The following is a 26,201-nucleotide window of genomic DNA, read 5'->3' as shown; positions in this document are numbered from 1 at the left end:
GCTAACGTGGCGACGAACGGTAGCCCCGCGAGGCGGCTGCGGGAGCGTCACCAGCGATCGTGCACCAGCGGCCGGATCAGTTCGTCGTATACCTCGCGGACGCCGTCCTGGGCCTCGGCGGACAACGGCGGGATGCTCGCCGCGGCGGTGTTGGCCCTTGCCTGTTCCGGGTTCCGTGCTCCGGGGATGACGACGCTGACTCCCCGCTGGTCGAGGATCCAGCGCAGGGCGAACTGGGCGAGGGTCAGCCCGTCCGGCACCAGCGAACGAAGTCGCTCGACAGCCTGGAGGCCGACCTCGTACGGCACACCGGAGAATGTCTCGCCGACGTCGAAGGCGGCGCCGTCCCGATTGAAGTTCCGGTGGTCGTCGGCGGAGAAGGTCGTGTTCGTGGTGTAGCGGCCACTCAGCAGCCCCGATGCGAGCGGTACCCGCACGATGATTCCGGCGCCCGCGGCAATGGCCGCGGGCAGCACCCGTTCGAGGGGCTTGTGCCGAAGGCAGTTCAGGATGATCTGCACCGAGGCGACATTCGGCCGTTTCAGCGCGGTCAGTGCCTCTTCGCAGGTTTCCACGCTCACTCCGTAGGCCCGGACCCTGCCGCGCTCGACGAGCGAGTCGAGTGCGTCGTACACGGCGTCCGAGGAGTACACCTCCGCCGGAGGGCAGTGCAGCTGGACCAGGTCCAGCGTGTCCACTCCGAGATTCCTCGCGGACCGCTCGGTCCAGGCGTCGAAGTTGGCGGCCACGTAGTTCTCGGGTACCTGATCGAGGCGCCTGCCCATCTTGGTCGCCACGAACACGTCGTCGTCGCGCTGCGCGCGGAAGCGGCCGACGAGTCGCTCACTACGGCCGTCGCCGTAGACGTCCGCGGTATCGAAGAACGTGACTCCGGCATCGGCCGCGCCATGCAGCACCGCGAGCGCCTCGTTCTCGTCGACGCTGCCCCAGTCGGCGCCCAGTTGCCAGCACCCCAGCCCCACGGCGCTGACGTCCCGGTCGAGGCGGCTGATCCGGCGAGTCTCCATGATCAGCAGATCCTAGGCGACGAACTCCCGGCGGCCGGGGACGGAACTGTCACCGGCCCGGCCGCTGGGAGTCGCTCATGCGTTGTCGGCGCTCGCGTTGATGTCGCCGTTGACTCCACGGGGGAAGAAGCCACCGGAGGTGGCCTGCTTGTTGGTCAGGTAGACGATGTTGAGGACCTGTCCCGTGCTTCGGCTGAAGGCGATGCCGTTGCCGTCCGTCGGCACGATGTTGGCGTGGTGGCGCTGGTCGATGACCCCCTGGTCGAGATCGGTGGTCCCGTCGAGGCTGTCGCGTGCGTTGGACAGTTTGACCGAAGCCTGCTTGAGGTCACGTCCGCCAAGCAGCCCGGTACCGAACAGACCGTTCGGCTGCTCGTAGATGGCGCTGCGAATGTTGCCCGCGTGATAGGCCTCCACGGCGAGGATGCCCGCGGCGGCTTCGAGGTAGGTCTTGTTGTTGATCAGCGGGGCCGCGCCCTTGTATGCCGTCACGCCGACGTCTTCGAAGAGGAACGCGGCCAGCAGGAAGTTCTCCTCCGAGGCGAATGCATCGAAGGTGTGGCCAGGTCGTACCAGGCCGGCCGCCTGGGCCGCGGCGGTGAAGCTGCCCTGCAGATCGATGGCCGGCTGACTCACCGCCACCGAGCCCAGCGCACTTCGCAGGAACTCGACGTGCTGCCGTTCGTCGGAGGCGATCTCCTCCGCGTACTGCCGCACCCGCCTGGAGCGGAAGCGCACCTTCCGGCCGCCGGAGACCGAACCCCGGTTGCCGGTGCCGTCGGTCAGTGAGTCGGGGATGCCCCTTCCGCTCACCGCGTAGGCGTAGAACTGTGCCTCGAGGTACTCGAGGTTCAGCGCGAAGTTCAGCACCGCCGCGTCGCTCACCTGCTCCGCCGTGGCAGCCGCTTCCGCGGCCTCCGCCGAGCGCGAGGTGGCCGCGGCGGCGGGTGTCGCGGCGAGGGACCCGAGAGCCCCCGTGCCTACGACTCCGAGTCCTGTCAGTCCCGCCGACCGCAGGAAGCGCCTGCGGTCCGACTCGTTCTCCGCACTGCGGTTGATCATCTGCGAGACGTAGTTCTTTCCGAACACGAGTAAGCTCCCTTCCGCCCAGTCGGCGGAGGCCGCGTGGGCGAATTCGCCCCGGCGCCGGCCCGGCCTTTTCGGCCGGAGGACGACGGGCTCTGACATATCGCGTACTCGTCGCATTCGGAGTGAACTGGGTCACGGATTGGGTGGACAGGGGCAACCACCCGAATGATGAGGTCCGAACCGGGGCGGACGGACGGCGTCGGCCGCGTTCGGAGTTGCGGGTTGGAGCGTTCCGGGGGCCGGTCAGGTCTGCGGTCCGGCGATGTTGACCATCCAGGAAACTCCGAACCGGTCGGCGCACATACCGAACTCGTCGCCCCACATCTGCTTCTCCAGTGGCACGGACACGTTGCCGCCATCGGCCAGCTTCACCCAGTACCCGCGCAACGTGTCCGCGTCGTCGCCACTGAGGCTCACCGACATCGTGTTGCCGGGACTGTGGTCCATGCCGGGTGGGGTGTCGGAGCCCATGAGGGTGAATCCGTTCTCGGATTCGAGTATCGCGTGCATGACCTTGTCTGCGCCGGGGGAGTCCTGTGCGCCGAACTCACCGTACGTGCTCAACGTGAGACTGCCGCCGAAGACTTCCTTGTAGAACTGCATGGCTTCGCGCGCATTGCCCGCGAAGCTGATGTAAGGGTTGAGGACAGTGGCCACCGTATGCTCCTTCGTCGATCGGGAGGCAGATCGTCGCAGATCAGCGGGGTCGCGGCAATATGGTTACCCGGCCGAAGCGCGACCCGCTACCGTTCCAGCCATGCCCGAATCCGGCGATGATTCGCCAACTCCTGTCACCGCTGACGACGTCGCTCACGCCGTGCGGCTTGCCGTCGCGGCACTGCGGGCCGTGCCGGCCGCCGGCTGGGACAGCAAGGCAGGCTCACTGGAATGGGACCGCTGGGAGACCGTTGAACATCTCAGTGACGACCTGTTCGCCTACGCCGCGCAGCTCGGACCCAGCAAACCCGCGCTGGACGACGACCTCCCGGTCCTGGTGGAGCGCCGCAGGCCGGGAGGTCCGGCGAACACCATCCACGTGAACCGGACGGCCGGGCCCGCCGGGCTGTTACAGGTGCTGGAGGCGACAGGGGCGCTACTGGTCGCGATGGTCCGGACAACGCCGGTCGACGTGCGCGGTTACCACGGGTTCGGGGTGTCGGATCCCGAGGGCTTCGCCGCCATGGGCGTGGTGGAGACCCTCGTGCACATCCACGACATCGCCGAGGGACTCGGCCTCACCTGGGATCCACCCGCCGATCTGTGCGCCCGGGTCCTCGCGCGATTGTTCCCCGACGCGCCCACGACCACACAGCCCTGGCCGACACTGCTGTGGGCCACCGGGCGGTCGGAACTGCCCGGTTACCAGCGCCGTACGTCATGGCGCTGGTACGGCGAGCCCCGGTCGTAGCGCCCGCGCCGCGGCAGGTCAGTCCTCCACGGTGGCGGGGGCCAGCAGCTCCCGCAGTTCGTGCAGTGCCGCCCGAAGCTCGCCGGCGAACGCGTACATGCCGTCTTCCACCGGACGAGGAGTGCTCAGGTAGACGTTGAACCGCTCCGGCAGTAGTACGTAGGCGACACCGATGCACTGGCGGCTGGTCGATCCGAAGCCGAAGAACCGGATCCGGGTGGACGGTGCGGAACTCGTGCTCAGGTAGTCGTCCCGCATCGTCAGCCAGCCCGGTGATTCGTAAAGGGCAAGCGGCTCGGTCGCCGCGAGAGAGTCACCCCGGCGCTTCTGGATCAGCTGCAGTTCCCACAGGTGCTGTTCGGGTGCCTGCCCCACCTGGCACGCCTTCGCCCTGATGACATGCTTCTCCGCGGCCGCGTGGAACGCGGCCTGCCGCGCGGTGACGTCGGTGCCCGGATCGTCCATCGTGTCCACGAAGCGCAGCACTTCCGGGGTGACGACTCGCATGGCCTCGGTGCGACCTCGCCGATACTGCCGTGTGGCGATCGACTCGTACGTCGCGCCGACGAATCCCTTGGAGCGTTTGTGTGCGAGCTGGTACGCGAGTTGCACGAAGGCGTCCGGTGAAACGCCGAGGGCTTTCGCATCGTTGCCGCCGAAGTCGTCGAACGACACGGTAGTGGTCGCGGTACCGGCGGCTTGTTCCGCGAACGCGTCCGCGGCCGCACGCAGTTCGCGTCGTTGTTCGTCATCCAGCACGAACTCGACGGCGGCCCAGTCCGGCGCCCCCTGGGATCGGGCGCCGGAGCGCGATGAGTGCTCCTCGGCCGTCGAGCCCAGCAGCGTGTCGACGAAGTTGAGAATCGTGGTCCCGTCCAGGCCGCAGTGCTCGATGTTGATTCCCGCCGTGCCGTCGTCGAAGACGATCAGGGACACCGCCTTGTCGAACCACCGGTTGCCACTGTCCCCGTGGAGCAGCTGGTCGCAGGCCTGCTTGGTGTCCTCGGGCGTGAAGTCCTCCAGGCACACGCAGAACAGGGCCGTTTCGATCGTGTCGAGCGCATCGCCGTTGCCGGGGTCCGTGGCGAGCAGTACTTGCCTGCTGGCCGCCCATTCCGCCCGCGCCTTCGTGGTGAGGTGCCCGACCGCGGAGTCGGCCGAGCGGCGCTGCGAGCCCGCCTTCCTGATCTCGTGCAAACCGAACGCGAGTTCGTCCAGTGTGTACGGCACGCCGTCCGGGCCCAGCACGTCGAGGCGGAACAGGTTGCCACGGAAGAACACCACGATATGGCGGGCGGTGGAAGGGCCAGGCCACTCTTCGGAGTACGGGACGCGCACAGTGTCCTGAACGGCACCGGGGATTCGGGTCGAGGAGAACAGGTACTTGTTCTGCTCCATGGACAACGCCTGTCCACGTTGGACGTTGGGCGGGATCCGCTCTTCGTCGAGCAGCAGCTTGTAGTCGACGGCGGCCGCGATGAGTCCGGCAGCTCGTTCGACCTGTCCCAGATTCGACTCCTCGAAGAGGAAAAAGAAGTTCGCGTTCAGCGCGATGCGGTCGCGGCGGCCCAGGTAGCGTGCCGGCCAGAAGGTGTCCAGCCAGCTGTGCACGCCTTCGGTGGCGTCGTACTCCTCCAGCGCCGCATGCAGTTTCCGGGCAGGACTGTCCGGCCGCAGGAACTCGTCTACCGCTAGCCTGGTCGTGGCGAGTTCCTCCTGGGTCAGCAATGGCGCGCACCACTCGAGAAACCTCGCGCAGCTGTCCTCCAGTGTGGGCACCGGCACCCGGGGCAACCTGTCCTCGTTACCGAAGGTGCGGGTGGAGAATTCCTGCGTGCTGTTCACTGTCATCCTCGACGTCGTTGGTGGGAAATCCTGCAACCGCGTACCGCTTGGCGTGCTCACGGTGTCGGATGTGCTGATGGGGGCTGGCTTCGGGGCCGGTCGCGTGGCCTCGAGACGAACAGCTGCGCGTAGAACCACCCGTCCGCCTCAAGGCCCTGCGTGTCGATTCCCTGCTCGGTCAACGTCTCCAGCACCCGGGTCTGCTCGCCTGCGGAGGCGAACCGGCGTTGCGGAAAGACACGATCGGCGCGGACGGTGTCATACCCGAGTTCGGCGAGGTGTCCGGAGATCGTGTCGAAGGGGAACATTCGCAGCACGAAATGGGCCATCCAGGGCCTGCGTCCGTCGCATGCGGCCAGCACCCGCGTGATGGTCTTCTCGGTGACGTAGCCGAGGCAGCCGGTCGAGATGACCAGATCGGCACCGGTCAGCTGCTCGCGCTGCCTTTCGGTCGGTTCGTCGTTCTCGAAGTCGGCGTGCAGCGCATCGTCGAGGAGTCCGGCCTCGACCGCGTAGGTGAGTGCTGGGCCGGAGCTGTCGAGTCCCACGAACCGGATATCGCGCTCGTACGGCGTGCTTCGTGATTCGAGCCAGTCCCGGTCGCGAGCCAGCAGAGCGCTACGGGGATGGCCGGACAACTCCTCGGCGCCATAGCGTTCGTACAGCTCGTCCATCGTCGCGCCGTGCGCGACAAGGGCCGAGTTGATCCCGTAGGAGCAGCCGATGTCGAGCACGGTGACGTCCGTGACCCCCTGCGTGCGCCGGTACTCCTCGATGAGGTCCGTGAAGTACGGCTTGGCCAGCTGGGGAATCCGGTACTCGAAGTCGCGCAACGTACGGAAGTACGCCCGCGGATCGGGTTGCAGGTAGATGTGGTCGAGCAGGACTTTCCCGCTGGGATCGGCTTGCACGAACGGTGTTCTCCTCTGGTGGTCTGCTCCGAAGGGGACGGGCGGGCGCAGCGGGGATCAGTCGAGCAGTTCGTCCCCACGCATCGCCCTGCCCTGGGCGGCGAGGTGCTCGGGCAGTACGCGGCCGAAGAGTTGCTTCGTTCGCGACACGCTGCCGATGACTCCGGGGTGCTCGCTGTAGGCGAAGATCGCGGAGTGGCGTTCGACGTCCCCGCGCACGGGGCTGACTCGGTGCAGTGAGTAGCGGCCGGTGAACAGTTGAAGGTCGCCCGGTCGTAACGCGAGCTGCCGGATCAGGTCCGCGCGGCCACCCGCCAGGACGCCGCGGACGTCGTCGAAGTTCTCCGCGTTCGCGGACCTGATGTTCGGGCAGTACTCGAAGACCCCGCCGTGCTGTGGTTCCTGGGTCAGCATGCTGACCGTGAACTCATTGGTATCGAAATGCCACGGGTGTCCCATTCCGGGCGTCACGACATTGAGACAAAGGGCGGACAGCGGATCCGCCAATTCGTACAACCGGGGAAGTCCAAAGCATTCGGCAACGAACTGCTGGAACAGTTGGCTCGTATAAAGCTGGTGAATGATCAGTTCGCCGGGAATCTGATCCCGGGCCACGAATGCGTTACCACGTTCCATCGTGGTACGCCCCGGATGTCCATCCGGTAATCGGGAATCGGTCGAGATATTGTAGGCGTTCACCACTTCGACTTCGTAGTACGCCTGCGGCGCCACTCCGGCGCATTCCTGCCGCAGCCGGTCCCGCAGAGCCGGGCGCACGAAGTCGGGGAGCACACTGCACCCGTACTCTCGAAGGTCACCGCGAACCTGCGCCACCACCTCCCGCAAGCCGGCGCTTCCCGGGTGGGACAGTGGATAGCGAGTCGTGTCGACGACGTCTTCGGCCGACCGGATCTCCACCGCGCTCATGCGAGTCCTCTCCGCAGGTCCAGGCTCACAGGTGCCAGGGCTGTAGAGGGTTTAGCACATTCGGAGACGAGTTTTCATTATGCGTGTGCAGTTGTGACCCGTGACACCGGATGCCGACCTGGGATTGTCGCAGAGAGTTCGGTAGCCGTTGATACTTTTGGGTGAACCGGCGCTATTCTCGATCGATCGGGCCGAAGCCGGCCCGAATTTCCGAGAGTGCGTCGTTCCGGCGATTGTGACTACTCCGGCAGGCCGGGAGGCGGAGGAAGTGGCTCGTCGGGGTCGACAACGACGCCCGCGGAGCGAAATACGTGGTCGAGGGTTCCCCAGATCCAGTTGGCCAGGTAGTCGGCCAGATCCTCCTGGCTCAGTGACCCTGGCTCGCTCAGCCACCGGTCCGTTGCCGACTCCACGAATCCCACCAAGCCGAACGCGATGGGATCCGCGATTCGGGGGCTGAGGTCGAATACGGCGAGATAGCCGCCGAGTAGTGCGCTCAGCTGGGTGCCCAGTGTGGTCTTGATGTCGGCGACGACGCCGCGCTGGCCCGCCGGCCCGCCGCCGGCTCGCTGCGTGAGGTACTGGTAGAGGTTGGCGTGCTCGGCCAGCCACCGCACGAGTGTGCGAACCGCCTGGTCGATCATGTGTGCCGGTGAGCCGCCGGGGTGGGTGAGCAGTGGCGCCATTTCCGCGATGAGCAGTTCCCCGGCCCTGCGTCCGACCGCCCGGTGAAGGTCGTCCGCGTCCTGGAAGTGCCGGTAGAGCTGGGGACGCGCCACGCCGGCGTGCTGCGCCACCTGTCCGGTGGACACGGCCGGACCGTGCGCTTCGATCGCCGCGATGGCCGCCTCCACGAACTCGGCCCTTCGTTTGTCGCGCTGGCCGCTCCAGCGGGAGGCGCGCCGGTCCGGAAGTTTGGCTGTCGAGCTGCGGTCGGGCACCGCACCACCCTACGGCCGTCCGCGGCCTTCACGTCCTCGCACCGTGCGGAGCCGAGGCCGCCTCGGGGCCCGTCCGGCTTCGATGTTCGAACCCACCTGTGGCCGTGCCCACAGTTGGCGCTCTCTGTGTGATACATTCGTGTAGCTGTTACTTCGAGTAGCACGTACAACCGGCTATCCGCGCCGCACGGGAGGTTTCACCGCTATGACCAGTTCCGCAGCGCAGTACCAGCACACGAGCTCGGACGAGGACGTCTCACGGCGTCTGCTGGACTCGGCCGCGATGTTGTCCTACGACCCCGCGACCGAGGTCGACTGGGAGTCGCCACTGCCGGCGGACCTGTACGGGCTCAACCCGGAGTGGAGCACCCTCTACGGAACGCCGTTGTGGGACGAGATGACCGAGGAACAACGGGTCACCCTCACCCGGCACGAGGTGTGCTCGATCATGAGCACGGGGATCTGGTTCGAGATGATCCTGCAGCAGATGGTGCTTCGGGACCAGTACGTCAAGAATCCAGGTAACCCCGAGTTCCAGTTCGCGCTGACCGAGATCGCCGACGAGTGCAGGCACTCGATCATGTTCGCGCGGGCGTGCGAGAAAATGGGTGTTCCCGCGTACTTCCCCGGTCGCGGGACGATCGAGCTCGGCCGGATCTTCAAAACGGTCGCCTCGGCCGAGGTCGCCTACGGGGGAATCCTGGTCGCCGAAGAGGTTCTCGACGTCATGCAGCGGGACTGGATGCGCGGGGAGAACGTACTACCGGTCGTGCGGACGACCAGCAAGATCCACGTCGTCGAGGAGTCACGCCACATGAAGTTCGCGCGCCAGGAGGTTCGCGAGCGGATGGAGGGAGTCAGCGCCGCTCGCCGGTACAGCAGCAGCGTCGCGGTGGCGGCTGGTGCGTACTTCATCATCAAGAATCTGGTGAACAAAGGGGTCTACGCCGCGGCGGGGCTGGACACCGAGCGGGCGCTTGCCGAGGTGCGGCGCAACGAACACCACAAGTCGATGGTGCGTTCCAGTTGTGCGCACCTGATGGATTTCCTGGCCCAGTCCGGGCTGCTGACGAAACCGGCGATCGCCATCTACAAGAGCATCGACATGCTCTGAGCAGGACGAGGAACGACACCGAACATGGCCTTCGCGATTACCCAGACCTGTTGCAATGACGCGTCGTGCGTGTCGGTGTGCCCGGTCAACTGCATCCACCCCACGCCGGACGAGCCGGATTTCGGCACGACGGAAATGCTGTACGTCGATCCCCAGACTTGTATCGACTGCGGTGCGTGTGCCGACGCCTGCCCGGTCGACGCGATCTTCCCGGTGGACCGGCTGATGGGTCCCGACAGTGTCTACGCCGAACTCAACCGGCAGTACTACGAGACCCATGACACGGACAACACGTGGGGTGAACCGCGGTTCCCTCGTTCACTTCCGTCCCAGGTCACGGCACTGCGCATCGCGATCGTCGGTACCGGCCCGGCCGCGTCCTACGCCGCACAGTCCCTGCTGCGGACCACGGGGGCCGAGGTGACGATGATCGACCGGATGCCGGTGCCCGGCGGTCTCGTCCGCTACGGCGTGGCGCCGGACCATCCCTCGACGAAGAAGGTCGGGGACAGTTTTTCCGCCCTGTACCGCCATCCCCGGCTGACCCTGCACCTGAACGTCGACGTGGGTTCCGACATTCGGCACGAGGAGATCGCAGCACACCACCACGCCGTCATCTACGCGGTCGGTGCGGCGAACGACAGGTCGCTGGGTATCCCCGGTGAGGACATGGCAGGCAGCATTTCGGCGACGGAGTTCGTCGGCTGGTACAACTCCCATCCCGATGTTGCCGCCGATGCCATCGACCTGTCCGCCGAGCGAGTCGTGGTGGTGGGCAACGGAAACGTGGCCCTCGATGTGGCGCGCATCCTTGTCTCCGACCCGGAAGAACTCGCGGCGACCGACATCGCTGATCACGCGTTGGACGCGCTGCGCCGGAGCAGGGTGCGGGAGGTGGTGGTGCTCGGGCGCAGGGGGCCCGAGCATGCCGCGTTCACCCGGCCCGAGTTCCTCGCGCTCCGGGATCTGCGCGGCGTCGACGTGGTGGTCGATGACCACGTCGACGCCGTGCGGGACGCCCTCGCGACGGCTGCTCCTGGCTCCAAGGCGGCCCTGCTCGCCGAGCTACCCGCCGAGAAGGTGGACTGGACCCGTCCTTCGCCCGAGGGCAGGCGCATCGTGTTCCGGTTCCGCTCCTCGCCGGCCGAGTTGGACGGCACCGATCGGGTGGAGTCCCTCCTGGTCGCCGGGAACCTGGATGACGGCGAGGAACGCCAGGCCGAGGCCATTCCGGCGGGTCTCGTCATCCGGTCCGTCGGCTACCGCAGCGCCCCTGTCCCGGATCTGCCCTACGACGAGGCCACCGCGACGGTGCCGCACAAGGCGGGCCGGGTGCTGAGCGCGGCAACAGACGAGCAGCACGCGGGAACCTACGTGGTCGGCTGGGTCAAGCGCGGACCTTCCGGCGGGATCGGCGCCAACCGAACCTGCTCGGCCGAGACCGTCGACAGTGTGTTCGACGACGCTGTCGCCGGACGTCTGCGGGAACCGACCGGCTCCTCGCGGGATTTCGCCAGGCTGATCAACAGTCGCCGGCCTGACGCCATCGGGAGGCGGGAGATGCTGGCGATCGACCGCGCCGAGCGCAGGCGTGGCGAGGAATCCGGTATCGGCAGGCCAAGGGTCAAGTTCGCCACGGTCGCGGAGCTGCTGCGGGCGGGGCGGCGCTTCGGGATCCGCTAGCGCGTTCGGTTCGGGGTGCTCCGGCGCAGGACTTTCCCGTCGCGTTGCGTGGCAGTGGTTCGCGGGTGATCCGCCGATGGGCGGGCACGTCCGGCCGGCCGGATAAGCGACCGGGAACTGCCAACTCGGCCCCCGGATCTGCAAAGTCGGCCCCCGGATCTGCAAAGTCGGGCCCGGGAACTGCAAAGTCGGGCCCGGGAACTGCGAAGTCGGGTGCGGGGAGGGCCCGGCCGGGGTGGTGGCCGGGCCCTCTTGTGCCGCTCGCCGGTGTCAGCGCTGGAAGAAGCGCCGGTACTGCTGCCCGATCGTGTCGGCGTCCGCCGACGTGTCGAGGAACATCAGGGAGTCCATGCGGCAGTCGCAGGGATTCGCCTCCCTGGTGTCCTGTGGGAAACTGCCACCGATCTTGATTCCGCGCGGGTTACTCGCGGTGGTGCCCGACCCGTCCACCTGCCAGGGGTCACCGGTGTTCGTGTAGAACCCGGGAAGCGCCGCACCGTTGCGGTAGAGCGCCATTTCACCGGTGGTGTAGTCGAAGGTCGCGGCCAGGTGCACCCACTCGTTCCGCGGAAGCAGCTCGCGCCAGTCCTGTTGTGCGGCGAAAGTCTGGGAACTCCCACCGTCGATCCTGCGGCCAAGGGCCACCAGGCGCAGCTCACCATCCACATTGATCAGTTCCAGCAGCGCCCGTACCCCGTGCCCGTCGGAGTCCCCGCTGAGGACCCCGGCGAGGCCGACGGCGTTGTACCGATCGTCGGGGTTCGCCGTGTTCGAGTTGGGGCTCGGGTTCTCGCCGGTCATCTTGAACCAGCCCATCACCGTCGCGCCCTTCGCGCCGTTGAACGCCTCGAGTGACTCCACGCCGTCGGAGTCGCCGTCCCAGACACCCGCCTTCCAGTCGTCGTTGGAGTTCTGCCCCGGACTGACCTGGCGCAACTGCACGGCGTTGTTGCTACCGGGAAAGGCGCCGTCGTCGATTCGCATGTCCTCGCCGCCGTTGACGAGGTTCAGCAGCGTCCTCGACGATCCCTGGTCGAGTTCCCTTGAGTCGTTGGCCGCGAACGGGTGCTCGAAGTCGTAGTACGCGACCAGGTTCCGCTCGACCTGGTTCGTCACCTCCGACTTCGACGCCCATTTGGTGCCGGTGACCTTCCATACCTTGCCGTTCGCCTTCGCGAGCAAATACAGATCGCCCTTGGCGTCCATGCCGAACCGCAGGTCCACCCGGCCGTCACCGACGAAGTCGCTCATCCGCAACTGCTTGCCGCTGGTGTCGAACAGTTGCAGTTCGTGCAGCGGCGCGCGCTCCTTGCCCCGCTTCATCTTGTGCACGTCGGTGTAGAAGACGCTGCCATCGACCAGATCACCGAAGATGTACTTTCCCCGCAACAGCGGCAGATCCGTGCCCCGGTACACCTGGCCACCGGAGATCGCATGGCCGCTGTCGGAGTTGCACGACCAGTTCGGCGGCGGGTCGTGGTCGTAGGCCGCGACCGGGTAGGTGTAGCCGTACTTGTCGTCGTCCTCGGGTAGCGGGTACAGGTAGCACTGGTTGCGCGGGTCGAACGTGAAGCGGCCCTCCCGCTCGCTCCAGCCGAAGTTGTCACCGGCGCGGACCTCGTACACCGCCTCGATCGCGTGCTGGCCGATGTGGCCGAGATACATCGCGTTGTCTCCGCCTCGGTCCCAGCTGAACCGGTGCGGGTCGCGCATGCCGACCGCATAGATCTCGCCCAGCACGCCGTCCTGCCCGATGAACGGGTTGGATCCGGGAATGCCGTACTGACCGTTTGGCCCATCCGTACCCGCGGGGTCGATGCGCAGGATCTTGCCCGCAGGGGTGCTCATGTCCTGCGGCACATCGGTGTTGACGCCGATGCCGCCGTCCCCGACGGCGAGGTACAGCAGACCGTAGTCGGCGTCACCAGGCCGTGCGGTGGTGTTGAAGTCGATCTGCTGGATCGCGTGGATCTGTGTGGTGAAACCGAATCGGAAGAGCTCACGCCGTGAACCGGTGAACACGTCGGCGGACGGATCGTCCGCGGTCCACTCGGTGACGACACTCTGCACGAACGCGTTCGGCTGGTTCGGGTAGGTCGGTTCCTTCTCCGCGATCGCGTCACGGTTCTCGGTGTGCACCGTGTAGAGCTTGCCGTTGCTCTCGAACTCCGGGTGGAAGGTGGCGAAGCCGAAGCCACTACCGAGACCGCGCCCGGAGAAGAAATCCTCGAAGCGTTCCTTGATGTCCAGGTAGAGGTGCTGTTGCCCGTCCTCGAGCAGGTAAAGGGGACCGTTGAGATCGGGTATGTACATCCGGCCCGACTCGTCTGGAACCTCGCCGATGTAGTTGATCCGGTTGTGCCGCATCAGCCGTTGGTCTGTCGGTGGCGGTGTCGGCTCGGACTCGGGAAGCTGCGCGTACTCCTCGAGTACCAGGCCGAGCCGGGACTGGATCGGTTCTTCCGGAATCGGGTCGGTGATCTGCTGGTCGCCCGGTGCGGCGGCGACGGCCGTTACCGGTGGTGTCACCAGGGTCGCCGTGAGCACCGTTGCGGTGATCACGGGAACCCACCATCTGTGTTTGCCCATCGTTGGACTCCATCCCTCGCGGTGGGGTGTGGGATTGACACTCACTGCCGGTGCCGGCCGGCAGCCTCACCCGTCCCCGGACCGCGCGTCCGGGGCGGGCGTGGCTTCAGGGGGCGTGCGGGTTGGGGCCGGCCTTCGTCCCGGTCACGGTCACATCGCGAATCCGGCCGTAGTTGTCGAACGAGCCGAAGCCGACCCTGCCGCCGGAGAAGCTGGTGTCCGTGGCGGTCATCAGGGGTTCACTCGCGTCGTCGACGAACACAGCGATCTGTCCCGAGGGCGCGTGGTAATCCAACCGGACGTCGTGCCAGTCCGTGTCGTCGATCGCCGCGGGGGCACCGGTGGTGCCGTTCCACTGGTCGTCGATGCGCTCACGGTCCGCGTCATCGACCACGAAGATTCCGTTGTGCGGGTAGATGGTGTTGTCCTGCGAGAGGTGTGCGTAGTAGAAGCGCGTCGGTGACTGGTAGTTGAAGACCAGGATCACGTCGCGGTCGTTGCGGGTGACGGGCTCGTCGATGCGTACCTCGGCCCGATAGCTCACCGAGTGCAGTTCCGGTCCTTTTTCGACAATGGCGTACTCGAACGGGCGTCGCGGGCCCTGTGGTGCCTCGCCGCGTTGCGTCATCACGACCTGGCCATCGGCGAACGTCCATTTTTCCGGCGTCAACGGGTCCCAGTCCCGGTCCGTCGCGTGTGGCTTGACCACGGCGAACCCGGGAAACCCGGCAGAGGGCGTCTCGGCAGTGGACGGCGCGACGCCGGTCGCTGCCACTCCAACGATTGCCAGCACTCCTGCGGCCATTGCGGCCGGCAGTCTTCGATTCATCGACGTGGTCCTTCCCAACTCGGAACATCCGGGGGAGGAGTCGCTACAGATGCGGCTCCACGATCTCGACGTAGCGGCGCGCCGACGTGGCCACGACATCGGCGCCGGGGGCGGCCCAGACGTCGGCGTTGAAGATCTCGACCTCGATGTCACCGGTGTAACCGGCGGCCGCCACAGCGGAGGTGAGGGCGCGGAAGTCGATGTGGCCGTCGCCCATCATTCCGCGGCTGAGCAGGGAGTCCGCGGGCAGCGGGGTGATCCACTCGCACACCTGGTAGCTCACGATGCGCTGTCCGGCTCGCGCGATCTGGTCCAGTACGCCCGGCTCCCACCACACGTGGAACGTGTCGACAACGACACCGACCGTGTCAGCCGGGTGCTGTTCCGCGATGTCCAGTGCCTGTGCCAGCGTCGAGACCACGCCCCGGTCGGCGGCGAAGATCGGGTGCATCGGCTCGATACCCAGGCGCACACCGCGTTCCCTGGCAGGTACCACCAGCTCGGCGATGGCGTCGGCGGCGCGGCCGCGCGCACCCGCGAGGTCGCGGTCGCCCTCGGGCAGTCCGCCGGGCACCAGAACCAGTGTTTCGCAGCCCAGAGCGGCGGCCTCGTCGAGTGCGGCGATGTTGTTCTCGTGTGCCGCGGCCCGTGCCGCGGGGTCGGCCGAGGTGAAGAACCCACCCCGGCACAGCGACGACACCCGCAGGCCCGCGTCCGCGACCATCCGGACCGCCGCCGGAAGTCCCACCTCTGCCACCGGTTCGCGCCAGACTCCGATCGAACCGATCCCGGCGGCCACACACCCGTCCACCGCCTCCCGCAGCGACCAGCGAGCCGTCGTGCGCTGATTGAGCGCCAGCCGCGCCAGCCGGGGGTCGCCAGGACGCGGGGTGGCCACCCGTGCGGGCGCGCCGGTCGGGACGTCGAGCTCGCCCGCGGCCGTGGCGCTGGTACGCGTGCTGGTCATCGGGCAGCCCCCGCGGCCTCGAGCCACAACCGCATGCGGTGCGCGGCGAAGTCGGGGTCGGGTAGTAGCCGAGCCTCGTTGGCGAGCTCGAACACCCGCGCGAGATGTGCGACGCTGCGGGCCGACTGCAGTCCGCCGACCATGGTGAAACCGGGCTGATGCCCGCTCAACCACGCGATGAACGCGATTCCCGTCTTGTAGTAGAACGTCGGCGTACTGAAGATGTGCCGCGAAAGCGGAAGAGTGGGGGCCATCTCCGCCTCGTAGGTCGCGAGGTCGCCTTCGTCGAGCGCGGCCAGCGCCGCCGCCGCTGCCGGGGCGACGGCGGCGAACGCGCCGAGCAGCGCGTCCGAGTGGTGCCCGTCCTCACCCCGGATCAGCTCCGGATAGTTGAAATCGTCGCCGGTGTAGAGCCGCACTCCCGCGGGCAGCGCGGCGCGGAGTCCGCGCTCGTGCTCGGCGGACAGCAACGAGACCTTCACCCCGTCGATCTTGTCCGCGTGCTCTCGAACCAGACCGAGGAACGTTTCGGTCGCCGTGGGTATGTCGGTGGAACCCCAGTAGCCTGCCAGTTGCGGGTCGAACGCCGCGCCGAGCCAGTGCAGGATCACCGGTTCGGCCACCTGCCGCAGAATCGTGTCGTACACCCGCCGGTAGTCGTCCGCGGAGCGCGCCTCGCGGGCGAGCTGGCGCGAGGCCATCACGATCACCTGCGAGCCGGTTGATTCCACGAATGCGACCTGTTCCTCGTAGGCCGCGATGACCTCGTCGACGCCGGTGATGTCGGTGCGGTGGTCCGTGCCCGCACCGGAGGCGATCCTGGCTTCGTAGGCACGGGCCTGCTCGGCGCTGCGGCTGACGAGTTCCCGCACGGCGAGCCAGTCGAGACCCATGTTCCGCTGTGCGGTGTCCATCGCCTCGGCCACGCCGAGCCCGTACCGGAACAGCTCACGCCGGAAGGCCAGTGTGGACTCCCAGTCCACGACGGCGGGCGCGCCAGGAGTGTTGTCCCCGAACGGGTCGGCCACGACGTGCGCCGCGGCGAACGCCACCCGGGAGGAGTAGGGCCGCGGGTGATCTTTCCACCGGCGTGGTTCACGGAGTTCGACGATTTTCCAGTTGCCGTCCACAGTGGGCAGCGAAATCGCGCCGGCTCGATCGGTCATGCGGCACCTTCCTCGGACAGCGCGATCCTGCGACCCTCCGTGGAGGACGCGAGCCCGGCGTCGACCAGTCGTAGCCCGCGGACCCCTGCCGCGAGGTCATAGGGATGCGGCCTGCCGTGATGCACGTCGAGCAGGAACTGCTCCCACTGCGCGCGGAACCCGTTGCCGAATTCCTGGTTGTCCGGGACCTCGTCCCACTGGGCGCGAAAGTCCTCGGTGGTGGGCAGATCTGGGTTCCACACCGGCTTCGGTGTCCGGACGCGTGGTTGTACCCGGCAACCGAACAAGCCCGCCACCGCGGAACCGTGCGTTCCGTCGACCTGGAACTCCACGAGTTCCTTGCGCTCGACGCGCACCGCCCACGAGGAATTGACCTGGGCGATCACGTCCCCGTCCAGCTCGAAGATCGCGTACGCCGCATCGTCGGCCGTCGCGGTGTAAGGCTGCCCGTGCTCGTCCCAGCGCTCGGGGATATGCGTGACCGCCTTCGCGGTGACGGCCCTGACCTTGCCGAACAGGTTCTCCAGCACATAGTTCCAGTGACAGAACATGTCCAGGACCATGCCGCCACCGTCCTCGGCACGATAGTTCCAGCTGGGTCGTTGCGCGGGGGTCAGATCACCCTCGAAGACCCAGTAACCGAATTCGCCGCGGACGGACAGGATGCGGCCGAAGAAACCGGATTCGATCACCCGCTTGAGCTTCTGCAGGCCCGGCAGGTAGAGCTTGTCATGCACGACGCCGTTGACGATCCCGCTGGCCTCGGCTGCTCTGACCAGCTCCATTCCCTCGGCGACCGATTCCGCCACCGGCTTCTCGGTGTAGATGTGCTTGCCCGCGACCACGGCCTTGAGGATCGCCTTCTTGCGCTCACTGGTGACCTGCGCGTCGAAGTAGATCTGGGCATCGTCCTGCGCGAGCAGGGTGTCGAGGTCGGTGCTCCACTCGGCGATCGCGTGCTGTTCGGCCAGGCGGGCGAGCTTGTCGGCGTTGCGGCCGAGGAGCACCGGTTCCACCTGGATCCGGTCTCCGTCGCCGACCGCGATGCCGCCCTCGTCACGAATGGCCAGGATCGAGCGCAACAGGTGCTGGCGGTAGCCCATACGGCCCGTGACGCCGTTCATCAGGATGCGGTAGGTGTGTGTCGTCATGAGATGTCTGCTCCCGGTGTCGGAACTCGGCGTCAGGGTGTCGAGGGGGTGGCCGCGGACCCGGCCGTCGGTGTGGAGCCCGGGGCGCCGCGGCGGTTGCCCAGGTAGAGCTCGGCGAGTTGCGGATCGGCGAGCAGGTCGGGAGCGGAGCCGGCGATGTGCACCCGGCCGAGGTCGAGTACGCATCCCAGATCCGCTGTTTCCAGCGCCCGGCGCGCGTTCTGCTCGACGAGCAGGACCGCGGTGCCCGCGTCGCGCATCCGAGCCACCTGCTCGAACACGGTGCCCGTGGCCTTCGGATCGAGCCCCATCGACGGCTCGTCGAGCAGCACCACCCGCGGGCTGACCATCAGCGACCTGGCGAACTCGACCTGCTTCTGCTGGCCGCCGGAAAGAGCTCCGGCGAGCGAACCCCACCGCTGGGCCACAACGGGGAAGAGGCCTTTGACGAAGTCGACGCGGTCGGCGATCTCGGACCTGTCCTTTATCGTATACGCGCCGAGCAGCACGTTCTCCGACACCGACATCTCCTTGAAGACGCTGTGTCCTTGGAGTACATGGGAAAGCCCGGCCTCGAGCATGCGTTGTGGACCGCGGCCGGTGACGTCCTGGTCGCCGACCAGCACTCGACCGGAACGTGGCACGAGCATTCCGCTGGCCACTTTGAGCACTGTGGACTTTCCCGCTCCGTTCGGCCCGACCAGACACACCACACTGGCTGGTGGCACACGAACAGTGAGCCCGCGCAGTACCAGGGCGGCGCGGCCGTAGCCCGCCTCGATGTCTACGAGTTCGAGCAGATACTCACCAGGGGAGGAGTTCGGTTTCCGGATCGTTCGCTCAGACGCCAAGGTAGGCCTCCAGGACTCGCGGGTCGTTCTGGACCTCGGCCGGCGTGCCCTCGGCGATGGGCCTGCCCCGGTCGAAGACGACGACGTGGTCGGACAGGCTCATCACCATGTCCATGTTGTGTTCGACGATGATGAAGGTCCTGCCCTCGGCGTTGAGTGAGCGCACGAGGCTGCCGATCCGGTCGATCAGCGCCGGGTTCACCCCGCCCGCCGGCTCGTCGAGCATGATCGTTTCGGGGTCCACCATCAGCACGCCTGCCAGTTCGAGCAGTTTTTGCTGGCCGTAGGACAGGTCGCGGGCCTCTGTGGTCTCCAGGTGGTCGATGCCGACGCGGGTTAGCAGCTCGCGCGCTCGCTCCATGTCGCCGTGATGGCGAGCGGAGGCCAGCCGGGCGAACAACGTGGAGGAGCGGACCGAGACCAGCATGTTCTCCATGACCGTCAGCCGAGGGAAGACCCGGCAGAGCTGGAAGCTGCGACCGATTCCCGCTCGCGCGATTCGGTGCGCCGGTTTCCCGGTGATGTCCCTGCCCCGGTAACTCGCCGTGCCGGAATCGGGTTTGATCATTCCGGTGACGCAGTTGAAGAAGGTGGTCTTGCCGGAGCCGTTGGGGCCGATCAGTGCGTTGACCTTGCCGTGCTGGAAGGCGACGCTCGCCCCGTCGACCGCGTGGACGCCACCGAAGGACTTGGTCAGCCCGACGGTCGAGAGTCCCACGGTCTCCTTGGTGCCGGTGGCGGCCGCGTTCATCGGTGTACCTCTTCCTTGGCTTCGGCCGCGGGCTGTTCGGCCTCGCGGCGCCGCTCGGCGAGCTCGGCGGCGCTGACCTCCCGAATGGATGCCGCCTGCGGGCGGAACCGGTTCACCAGGTTGGTCAGGGCCGGGATGATTCCGTCCGGCATGAACAGCACCACCGCCGCGAGCAGTACGCCCATCGCGATCAGGTGTATCTGGGTGTCGCCGTACTGGGCCTTGAAGAACTCCATGGCGTAGCCGACGAGTACCGCGCCGAGCAGCGGTCCGAACAGGCTCCGGATACCGCCGAGCAGACTCATCAGCACCATGTAGGAGCCGACCAGAATGGAGAACTGGAAGATCGGGTCGAGGAAACCGAACCACAGCGCGTACAGGCCGCCGCCCAGCGCGGTGAAGAACGCGGATACGACGAACGCCACCAGTTTGTAGGTGAACGTCGGCACGCCGAGTGACTGCGCCTTGTCCTCGTCCTCCCGGATCGCCTTGAGCCCCATCCCGAACCGGGACCGGTTGATGGCCCACCAGCACAACAGCGCCACCGCGAGCAGTGCGGCGTGCAGGTAGAAAAATCGTTCGTGCTGTTCGGGGCGCAGCACGTCGTCGCCGAACGGCCGGGGTACCCGCAGGCCGTTGGAACCTCCGGTGAACGAACCCCAGCTCTGGAAGACCAGCAGCAGGATCAGCACGAGAGCGATCGAGACGATGACGAACGACGCACCGCGCACCCGGAGGCTGGCGATACCGATGGGCACCGCGATCGCGGCGACGATCAGCGCTCCGAGAATCAGCGCGAGCCAGGGGTTCATGTCGGTTCGCAGGATCAGCAGTGCCGTGGCGTAGCCGCCGAGGCCGGAGTAGGACGCGTGCCCCAATGAGATGTAACCGGTGAATCCGCCGACGAAGTTCCACGAGGTCGCCAGCACGGCGTAACTCATGATCACCACGCCGACCGAGAGGATGAACGAGTCGGGCGCGAGGCCGGGGAAGGCGATCACCAGCGCTGCCAAGGCCAGTAGCGCGAACAGCTTCGCCACGCGGGCAATGCGCCCGTTGCCGGTTTCGTGGACCCGTACGAGGTCAGAATCGCTGGGCAAGGCGGCCTCCGAAGAATCCCTGTGGACGCAGCATCAAGGTGGCGAACAGGGCGATGTAGAAGAACGTCTGCGCCCAGGTGGTCCCGAGCGGGATCTGCAGCAGGCTCTGGCCGAGCCCGAGCGCCATCGCGGCTATCGCGGCACCCGGAATACTGCCGAGACCGCCCACGACGATGATCGCCATCAGCGGACCGATCCAGTGCCAGTGCAGGGACGGATAGATCGTGGAGTCCAGCGAGAGCGCCGTTCCGCCGATCGCCGCCGTGGCGAGCCCGAGTCCGAAGCCGTAGCCCGCGACCCTGTCGGTGTTGATGCCCACGAGCTGTGCCGCGTCCCTGTGCTGGATCGTGGCTCGCAGCGCCTGCCCGAAGCGGGTCATCTTCAGCAGTACGAACAGTCCGGCGAGCGACACCGCGGCCAACCCGAACGCGATCAGTTTGACCACCGCGATACTGGCGCCGAAGAGCTCGAAATGGGCACCGGAGTACGGGAGCCGGATGCGCCGGTGCGTTCCGGTGAAGGCGAAGCCGAGGGTTCCCTCGATCAGCAGCGCGATCGAGAACGTCAGCAGCACCGACATCATCGTGAGCGTCGCGGGCCGCAGCCGGGAGATCAGCAACCGTTGCATCACCACTCCGGTGCCGAAGAACAACGGCACGGTGATCACCAGTGACAGCAACGGGTCGAACCCCGTTCGCGTGGTGAAGAACCAGGCGAGGTACGCCGCCAGGATGAGGAACGCCGAGTGGGCGATCATCACCACGCGCATCACGCCGAAGTACAGCGTCAGGCCTGCCGCCAGCAGGGCGTAGAGCCCGCCGAGCAGCACGCCGAGCACGAGGCTCTGCAGGAGTAGTGCGCCACTCACGTCGGCCTCACCACGCCGGCTTCGGGTAGATCAGTTCGGCTTCCCTCGTGTCCTCCGGAAGGACGATCTGGATCTTGCCGTCGACGTACTGCTGGATGAGGTGCGCGCCCTTCGGGCGGCCTGCCTCGTCCCAGCTGAGCGGTCCGACCACGGTGTCCACCTCGTTGCCGTGCAACCAGTCGATGAGCTGCTGCTGGCACTCGGGTGTGGGATCCGCGCAGCCGACGGCCTCGACGGCAGCCGCGACCACCTCGCCGGTGGTCCAGGCATTCGCCTCGTCCTCGGTTGGCCCGGAGCCGTGCGACTGCGTGTAGAAGTCGACGAACTCCTTGTTGGCCGGATACGCCGCCTCTGGCGTGTATCCGGTGGGGGAGAGGATTCCCTCGGTCTGCTGGCCGATCGCCTTCGGGAACTCCGGGTTGGTCGGTGCGGTCGAGAAGGCCGCGAGTTTGGGCTGGTACCCCAGCTGGCGCAGCGCCACGATGAGGTTCACCGCGTCCTGGTACTGCGAACCGCCGACGACGATGTCCGCCTTCGAGTCGGCGATCTTGGCGGCGATGGAGCCGAAGTCCGTGGTGTTGGGCGGGTACACCTCGTCGGCCACCGTCCGGATCCCGCCTGCCTCGAGTTTGTCCTTGAGGCCATAGGCGGTGCCCTGCGCGAACGGATCGTCCATGGCCGCGTAGGCGGCGGTCTTGGGCCGCTGGTCCTCGGGCATCGCCAGGATGGCCTCGGCGAGGTGGTTGTAGTGGTCGTCGGCGATCGCGGGAGCCGCGTAGAAGAGGTTGTCGAAGCCCTGGGTGAAGACCTCCTCGGCCGCACCGGCGGGCTCGACGAAGAGAAAACCGTAGTCCTTGGCGACCTGCGCCGCCGGGACCACCAGCCGGGTGGAGAACGGCCCGAAGACAAGGTCGACCCCGTCCTGGTTGATCAGCTTCTCGTAGTCCGCCGCCACGCGGTCGGCGTTCGACTGGTCGTCCAGGATGGTCAGTTCGACCTGCCGCCCGAGCAGTCCGCCGTTCTCGTTGACGTGCTTCGCCCAGGCCTCGTACCCGCGCTGGACACCCTTGCCCGGTTCGGAGAAGTCGCCGGTCAGCGGCAGCGAGATGCCGATGTTGATCGGGTCACCGCCCTCGGCGCCGGCCGCGCCGGCACCCTGGCCGGAGTTGTCACTGAGACAACCACTGAGCACGAGTGCCGCGGTGGCCACGAGCGCACCGAGTCGGAGATGGTTCGGAATGTGCATGATTCACCCGCCGTTGGGTCACGTTGTAAGCGCTTTCGTAAGCGCTTTCAGGCAGCAGCATAGAGACCCGGGCCGGTAGAGGCAAGCATCGTCCGCGAGATCAGGTTCAGTACCTCAGCCAGACCGCACCAGGGACCTCGCGCTGTCCCTGGTGCGGCGCGCCGTCGTACTAGCGCTTACTCCGCAGCGGGTTTCCTCGCCGGAACGGAGGTGGTCCCTTCGGGCGCGCGACGCGGCCGGTACCGGGAGATCGCGACCCCGAGCAGGCAGATCGCGCCGCCGATCAGCCCGTAGGCCGTGGGCATCTCACTGAGCAGTAGCCAGGACAGCAGCACGGCCACCGCGGGCACGGCATAGGTGGTCGCGCTGAGTCGTCCCGCGTCCATCCTGTGCAGCGCATAGGCCCAGGTGCTGAATCCGATCGCGGTCGGAACGAGTCCGAGGTAGACGGCGCCCAGTATCGCGCCCTGCGACGCGGAGGCCAGCTCGTCCACCAGTTGTGGCACCCACGGCAGCAGGACCGCGGTGCCGATCACGCAGCCGAGCCAGGTGACCGTGGCGCCGTCGACGCTGCGCAACGTCACCTTCTGGATGAGTACCCCTGCCGCGTACAGGATCGCGGCGAGTATGCACAGCAAGACTCCGATCAGGTCGCTGTCCCCGCTCGATCCCAGTCCGATGACGACGATCCCGGCGAGTGCGACGAAGGAACCGGCGATGAGTGTTCGCGGGAAACCCTCGCCGAGGAGCAGGCCCGCCCCGAACGCGACCAGTAGCGGGGCGCTGTTGACCAACATCGCCGCCGTGCCGGCGTCGACATGACGTTCGGCGGCGTTGAGAACCACGGTGTATCCGGCAAGCCACAACACGCCGTACGCGACGATGAGCCGCAGCGACTTCGGCGAGGTCGGGATTCGCGGCACGCGCCGGTGGCGCAGCACCATCAGTACGGTCAGCGCGACACCCGCGACCGCGAGCCGGAGTAGCGCCAGCGGCGCTGGGGACAGCGCGTGCCCGACTCCCCGGATCGCCACGAACGACGAGGCCCACAGCACCACCGTCAGGACGACGGCAGCTGTTGCCTTGTTCCGCTCGGACAGAATCGACGAACGGCCTTCCTGGCCCTGTCCTGTGGTCGGGAGTAGTTCAGTCACATGAGCTATCGTCGCGATCCTCATTCGACAGCACAAGCGATTATTACTTCACTACCGTTAAGTAGCACTGTACTATCCGAAGATGCTCGACCTGCCTCGTCTTCGTCTCCTGCGCGCCGTGGTCGCGACCGGCTCCATCCGTGCGGCGGCCGCTGCCCTCGACTACACCCCGTCCGCGGTGAGTCAGCAGCTCGCCCTGCTGCAGCGGGAGACGGGGTTGCGGCTCTTCGACCGTGTCGGCAGGGGAATCGAACCGACGGTGGCGGGACGCACGCTCGCCGCAGAGGCGGAGCCGCTGTTCGAGGCGCTCACCAAAGTCGAAGGAGTCGTGGGTGACCTACGGCAGGGCAGGGTGGGCAGCCTGTCGATCGGCTACTTCTCCTCGGTCGGCGCGACCTGGCTGCCACCGGTCGTCGCCGCCCTGCTGGCGGAGTTCCCGGAGCTCCGGCTGGATCTGCGGATGACCGAACTCCAGGGGACAGCCGATGCTGACGTCGACACCGACATCAGCATCTTCGTCGAGCGGCCGGGGATCGAACACTCGCCGCTGCTGCGGGTGCGCAGGCTCGTGGACGACCCATACCTCGTGGTGGTCCGCGACTGCGATCCGCTCGCGGGACTGACCGAGGTCCCGCTCGCGGCACTGGCGGAGCAGCGATGGGTCGACAACGACCTCGACCACGGTGCCTGTCGCCAGGTGCTGCTCGCGGCCTGCGCGGAGGTCGGCTTCTCCCCGCAGTTCTCGGTCGAGACCCACGACTACCGCACCGCGATCCCGTTCGTCGCGACCGGAATCGGGATCACCGTGATCCCCGAGATCGGGATCGGTGAACTGCCCGCGAACCTGACCGCCATTCCGGTGGTCGCGCCGACCCCGGTGCGGCACATCAGCGTCGCCGTCAAGAAGTCGATCATCGAACACCCGGCCGTGCTCCGCGTCCTCGAACTGCTGGAGGCACAGGTTATGGTGCACGCAGGGCGGTAGCTCGCGCGAGGGCTCAGCGTTCGTACCGCAGCAGCACCGGCAGGTCGGCGACACTCGGCACGAGGTGGGTGTGCGGCGTCGCTCCGAGGTCGGTCGCGGAGTGTCCACCACTGAGTACGCCGACCACCATCGCCGCCCCCGCGTTCGTTCCCGCCTCCATGTCCCGCACGGTGTCACCCGCCGCGAGTACCGCGCCGACGTCGCGTACGCCCGCTTGTTCCATCGCCCTGAAGATCATGTAGGGCGCGGGCCTGCCGGCCGTGACGTCGTCCACGCACACGACCGCGTCCAGTACTCGCTCATCCCAGTCCAGATTGGACAGCACGGCTTCGGCGACAACGCGGTCGAAACCGGTCGTGAGCGCGACCTTGACGCCCTGGCGCCGCAGCGTCGCCAGTGCTTCCGGCACCCCGGGCAGCGGCTCGGGAGGCCGCGCCGCGTAGGCCGATGCCAGCCGCGCGCGAAAATCCGCGAATGCCTGCTCCACAGTGTCCTCGCCGGGCGGCTCGCTGCCGGTCTCGCTGAGCAGTCCCGCGATCGCTTCGCGCTTTCCCGCGCCCTTCCACCGCTGAACGTCCTCGGCTTCCGGCGCTCCGCCCGCAGCGGCCACCGCGGCTTCCAACGCGACGTAGACGTCACCGTGCTCGTCCACTGTCGTGCCCCCGATGTCGAGGACCACGAGTTCGATCATGATGCTGATTCCTTTCGTGAGTTCAACAGGCGCGGAGTCCAGTGGCGCGCGAACGATGGTTGGGACCGCTGGGAGTTCTCGATCGTGAAGCTGACGAGATCGGGGCGGTACCGGTCGTCGGAGTACTCGACCGGAGTGCCGTCGACGCTGCTCGCCCGCCTGCGTTCACGTAGCAGAGGTGCCCCGGCGGCGATCCCCAGCAGGTCTCCATCGGTCTCGTTCGCCGCGACCGCGTCGACGAGATGGTGCGCGAGGCTCATGTCCACGCCCCGGCTGCCGAGATACGCGTAGATCGACCCGGAGTCGCAGTCGTGGTCGAACAGCAGCCGCCCGACCGGTTCGACGAAGGTGCTGCGCTCGATCATGGTGGGCCGATCGTCGAGCAACCTGAGCCGCAGAACCTGCACGACCGGGTCGCCTTCCTCGATCCCGAGTTCATCGGCGACCGTGGAAGGCGCGGGTCTGCGAGCGACCTCGATCGTGCGCTGTCCCGGCGTATGGCCCAGTTCTCGCGCCCAGCGGGTGAAGGACAGGAACGTCTCGAACGGCTGACTCAAGGCCTGCCTGCGCACCACGGGTGGCTTCCCCTGCCCGCCACCGATCATCCCTTCCGACCGCAGAGTGGCCAGCGCCTGTCGCACCGGGCCCCTGGATGCGTGCCATTGCTCGCGGAGCTGGGATTCGGAAGGTACAGCGGCACCGGTCGGGAGTTCGCCGTCCGAGATCCGCCGGCGCAGATCTGCGGCGATACGCTCGTGCAGAGGTGACTCCATGCACCTGACTATACATGTGTCTCGTCGGCGGGGGTCGCGCTGACGGCAGATGTTTTTCCAGTTCAACGCAAAATCAAGCTCAAGTGAACAGAGCTTGTCATTCCGGCGACTCATCTTGACGCTGACTCAGCGCT

At 67.0% G+C, this 26,201-nt stretch carries 24 protein-coding genes; 4 read left to right on the top strand and 20 right to left on the bottom strand.

From position 1 onward, the window contains the following. Positions 1-47: 47 nt before the first annotated feature. The 3 genes from D0C15_RS25485 to D0C15_RS25475 all read right to left on the bottom strand — a co-directional run bounded on the left by D0C15_RS25485 (position 48) and on the right by D0C15_RS25475 (position 2,774). Positions 48-1,028 carry an aldo/keto reductase gene (locus D0C15_RS25485; protein ID WP_116050313.1) on the bottom strand — a complete coding sequence of 327 codons (981 nt, stop codon included), beginning with the start codon at positions 1,026-1,028 and terminating at the stop codon, positions 48-50. A 75-nt stretch (positions 1,029-1,103) separates the two neighbouring features. Further along, complete coding sequence (locus D0C15_RS25480) at positions 1,104-2,117, bottom strand: ferritin-like domain-containing protein (RefSeq protein WP_116050310.1); 1,014 nt, start codon at positions 2,115-2,117, stop codon at positions 1,104-1,106. Between the two features lie 243 nt (positions 2,118-2,360). Continuing rightward, positions 2,361-2,774, bottom strand: coding sequence for a VOC family protein (locus D0C15_RS25475; RefSeq protein ID WP_116050308.1), 414 nt, complete (start codon positions 2,772-2,774; stop codon positions 2,361-2,363). Between the two features lie 100 nt (positions 2,775-2,874). On the opposite strand from D0C15_RS25475, the gene D0C15_RS25470 reads away from it, so the two are divergent. Beyond that, positions 2,875-3,525: a maleylpyruvate isomerase N-terminal domain-containing protein gene (locus D0C15_RS25470; RefSeq protein WP_116050305.1), complete on the top strand. Its 651-nt coding sequence runs from the start codon at positions 2,875-2,877 to the stop codon at positions 3,523-3,525. An 18-nt stretch (positions 3,526-3,543) separates the two neighbouring features. Here D0C15_RS25470 and D0C15_RS25465 read toward each other — a convergent pair whose 3' ends face one another. From D0C15_RS25465 to D0C15_RS25450, 4 genes are all read right to left on the bottom strand, one after another. Next, positions 3,544-5,370, bottom strand: a complete 1,827-nt coding sequence (locus D0C15_RS25465) for a choline/carnitine O-acyltransferase (RefSeq protein WP_425455424.1) — start codon at positions 5,368-5,370, stop codon at positions 3,544-3,546. A 56-nt stretch (positions 5,371-5,426) separates the two neighbouring features. Then, positions 5,427-6,281, bottom strand: coding sequence for a class I SAM-dependent methyltransferase (locus D0C15_RS25460; protein WP_116050300.1), 855 nt, complete (start codon positions 6,279-6,281; stop codon positions 5,427-5,429). 57 nt (positions 6,282-6,338) lie between these two features. Continuing rightward, entirely contained in the window at positions 6,339-7,208 is an 870-nt protein-coding gene (locus D0C15_RS25455; RefSeq protein ID WP_116050297.1) for a HalD/BesD family halogenase, read from the bottom strand. Positions 7,209-7,447: 239 nt separating this feature from the next. After that, a complete protein-coding gene (locus D0C15_RS25450) occupies positions 7,448-8,149 on the bottom strand; it encodes a TetR/AcrR family transcriptional regulator (RefSeq protein WP_116050294.1) in 702 nt (233 codons plus the stop codon). Positions 8,150-8,354: 205 nt separating this feature from the next. On the opposite strand from D0C15_RS25450, the gene D0C15_RS25445 reads away from it, so the two are divergent. Beyond that, positions 8,355-9,263, top strand: a complete 909-nt coding sequence (locus tag D0C15_RS25445) for an AurF N-oxygenase family protein (protein WP_116050292.1) — start codon at positions 8,355-8,357, stop codon at positions 9,261-9,263. Between the two features lie 24 nt (positions 9,264-9,287). Further along, complete coding sequence (locus tag D0C15_RS25440) at positions 9,288-10,946, top strand: FAD-dependent oxidoreductase (protein WP_116050289.1); 1,659 nt, start codon at positions 9,288-9,290, stop codon at positions 10,944-10,946. 270 nt (positions 10,947-11,216) lie between these two features. Here D0C15_RS25440 and D0C15_RS25435 read toward each other — a convergent pair whose 3' ends face one another. From D0C15_RS25435 to D0C15_RS25385, 11 genes are all read right to left on the bottom strand, one after another. Further along, on the bottom strand, positions 11,217-13,535 hold the full coding sequence (locus tag D0C15_RS25435; RefSeq protein ID WP_116050286.1) for a PQQ-dependent sugar dehydrogenase: 2,319 nt from the start codon (positions 13,533-13,535) through the stop codon (positions 11,217-11,219). A gap of 106 nt (positions 13,536-13,641) precedes the next feature. Continuing rightward, complete coding sequence (locus D0C15_RS25430; RefSeq protein WP_116050284.1) at positions 13,642-14,364, bottom strand: hypothetical protein; 723 nt, start codon at positions 14,362-14,364, stop codon at positions 13,642-13,644. Between the two features lie 43 nt (positions 14,365-14,407). After that, positions 14,408-15,331 (bottom strand): sugar phosphate isomerase/epimerase family protein, encoded by a 924-nt coding sequence (locus tag D0C15_RS25425; protein ID WP_116050282.1) that lies wholly within the window; start codon positions 15,329-15,331, stop codon positions 14,408-14,410. After that, complete coding sequence (locus D0C15_RS25420) at positions 15,328-16,497, bottom strand: dihydrodipicolinate synthase family protein (RefSeq protein WP_116050279.1); 1,170 nt, start codon at positions 16,495-16,497, stop codon at positions 15,328-15,330. Before D0C15_RS25420 ends, D0C15_RS25425 begins: the two co-directional genes overlap by 4 nt. Next, positions 16,494-17,648 (bottom strand): Gfo/Idh/MocA family protein, encoded by a 1,155-nt coding sequence (locus D0C15_RS25415; protein ID WP_245976216.1) that lies wholly within the window; start codon positions 17,646-17,648, stop codon positions 16,494-16,496. The genes D0C15_RS25420 and D0C15_RS25415 overlap by 4 nt, the downstream gene beginning before the upstream one ends. Before the next feature lie 32 nt (positions 17,649-17,680). Further along, positions 17,681-18,499, bottom strand: coding sequence for an ABC transporter ATP-binding protein (locus D0C15_RS25410; RefSeq protein WP_245976214.1), 819 nt, complete (start codon positions 18,497-18,499; stop codon positions 17,681-17,683). Further along, a complete protein-coding gene (locus tag D0C15_RS25405; protein ID WP_116050276.1) occupies positions 18,489-19,250 on the bottom strand; it encodes an ABC transporter ATP-binding protein in 762 nt (253 codons plus the stop codon). Before D0C15_RS25405 ends, D0C15_RS25410 begins: the two co-directional genes overlap by 11 nt. Further along, entirely contained in the window at positions 19,247-20,290 is a 1,044-nt protein-coding gene (locus tag D0C15_RS25400; RefSeq protein ID WP_116050274.1) for a branched-chain amino acid ABC transporter permease, read from the bottom strand. Before D0C15_RS25400 ends, D0C15_RS25405 begins: the two co-directional genes overlap by 4 nt. A 43-nt stretch (positions 20,291-20,333) precedes the next feature. Continuing rightward, positions 20,334-21,218 carry a branched-chain amino acid ABC transporter permease gene (locus D0C15_RS25395; protein WP_116050272.1) on the bottom strand — a complete coding sequence of 295 codons (885 nt, stop codon included), beginning with the start codon at positions 21,216-21,218 and terminating at the stop codon, positions 20,334-20,336. Positions 21,219-21,225: 7 nt separating this feature from the next. Then, a complete protein-coding gene (locus tag D0C15_RS25390; protein WP_245976212.1) occupies positions 21,226-22,464 on the bottom strand; it encodes an amino acid ABC transporter substrate-binding protein in 1,239 nt (412 codons plus the stop codon). 176 nt (positions 22,465-22,640) lie between these two features. Next, a complete protein-coding gene (locus D0C15_RS25385; protein WP_425455423.1) occupies positions 22,641-23,618 on the bottom strand; it encodes a DMT family transporter in 978 nt (325 codons plus the stop codon). An 82-nt stretch (positions 23,619-23,700) separates the two neighbouring features. On the opposite strand from D0C15_RS25385, the gene D0C15_RS25380 reads away from it, so the two are divergent. After that, the gene (locus D0C15_RS25380) at positions 23,701-24,603 is read left to right on the top strand and encodes a LysR family transcriptional regulator (RefSeq protein WP_116050266.1); all 903 of its coding nucleotides are present in this window, start codon (positions 23,701-23,703) and stop codon (positions 24,601-24,603) included. A 13-nt stretch (positions 24,604-24,616) separates the two neighbouring features. Here D0C15_RS25380 and D0C15_RS25375 read toward each other — a convergent pair whose 3' ends face one another. Further along, entirely contained in the window at positions 24,617-25,294 is a 678-nt protein-coding gene (locus tag D0C15_RS25375; RefSeq protein ID WP_116050264.1) for a phosphonatase-like hydrolase, read from the bottom strand. Next, on the bottom strand, positions 25,291-26,067 hold the full coding sequence (locus tag D0C15_RS25370; protein ID WP_116050261.1) for a GntR family transcriptional regulator: 777 nt from the start codon (positions 26,065-26,067) through the stop codon (positions 25,291-25,293). Before D0C15_RS25370 ends, D0C15_RS25375 begins: the two co-directional genes overlap by 4 nt. Between the last annotated feature and the right edge of the window lie 134 nt (positions 26,068-26,201).

Origin of the sequence: Amycolatopsis palatopharyngis (assembly GCF_003385185.1) — a bacterium.
In the GTDB taxonomy this organism is placed as follows: Bacteria; Actinomycetota; Actinomycetes; order Mycobacteriales; family Pseudonocardiaceae; genus Amycolatopsis; species Amycolatopsis palatopharyngis.
Note: the sequence above shows the minus strand (reverse complement) of the source record. Positions and strands in the feature narration are given on the sequence as shown.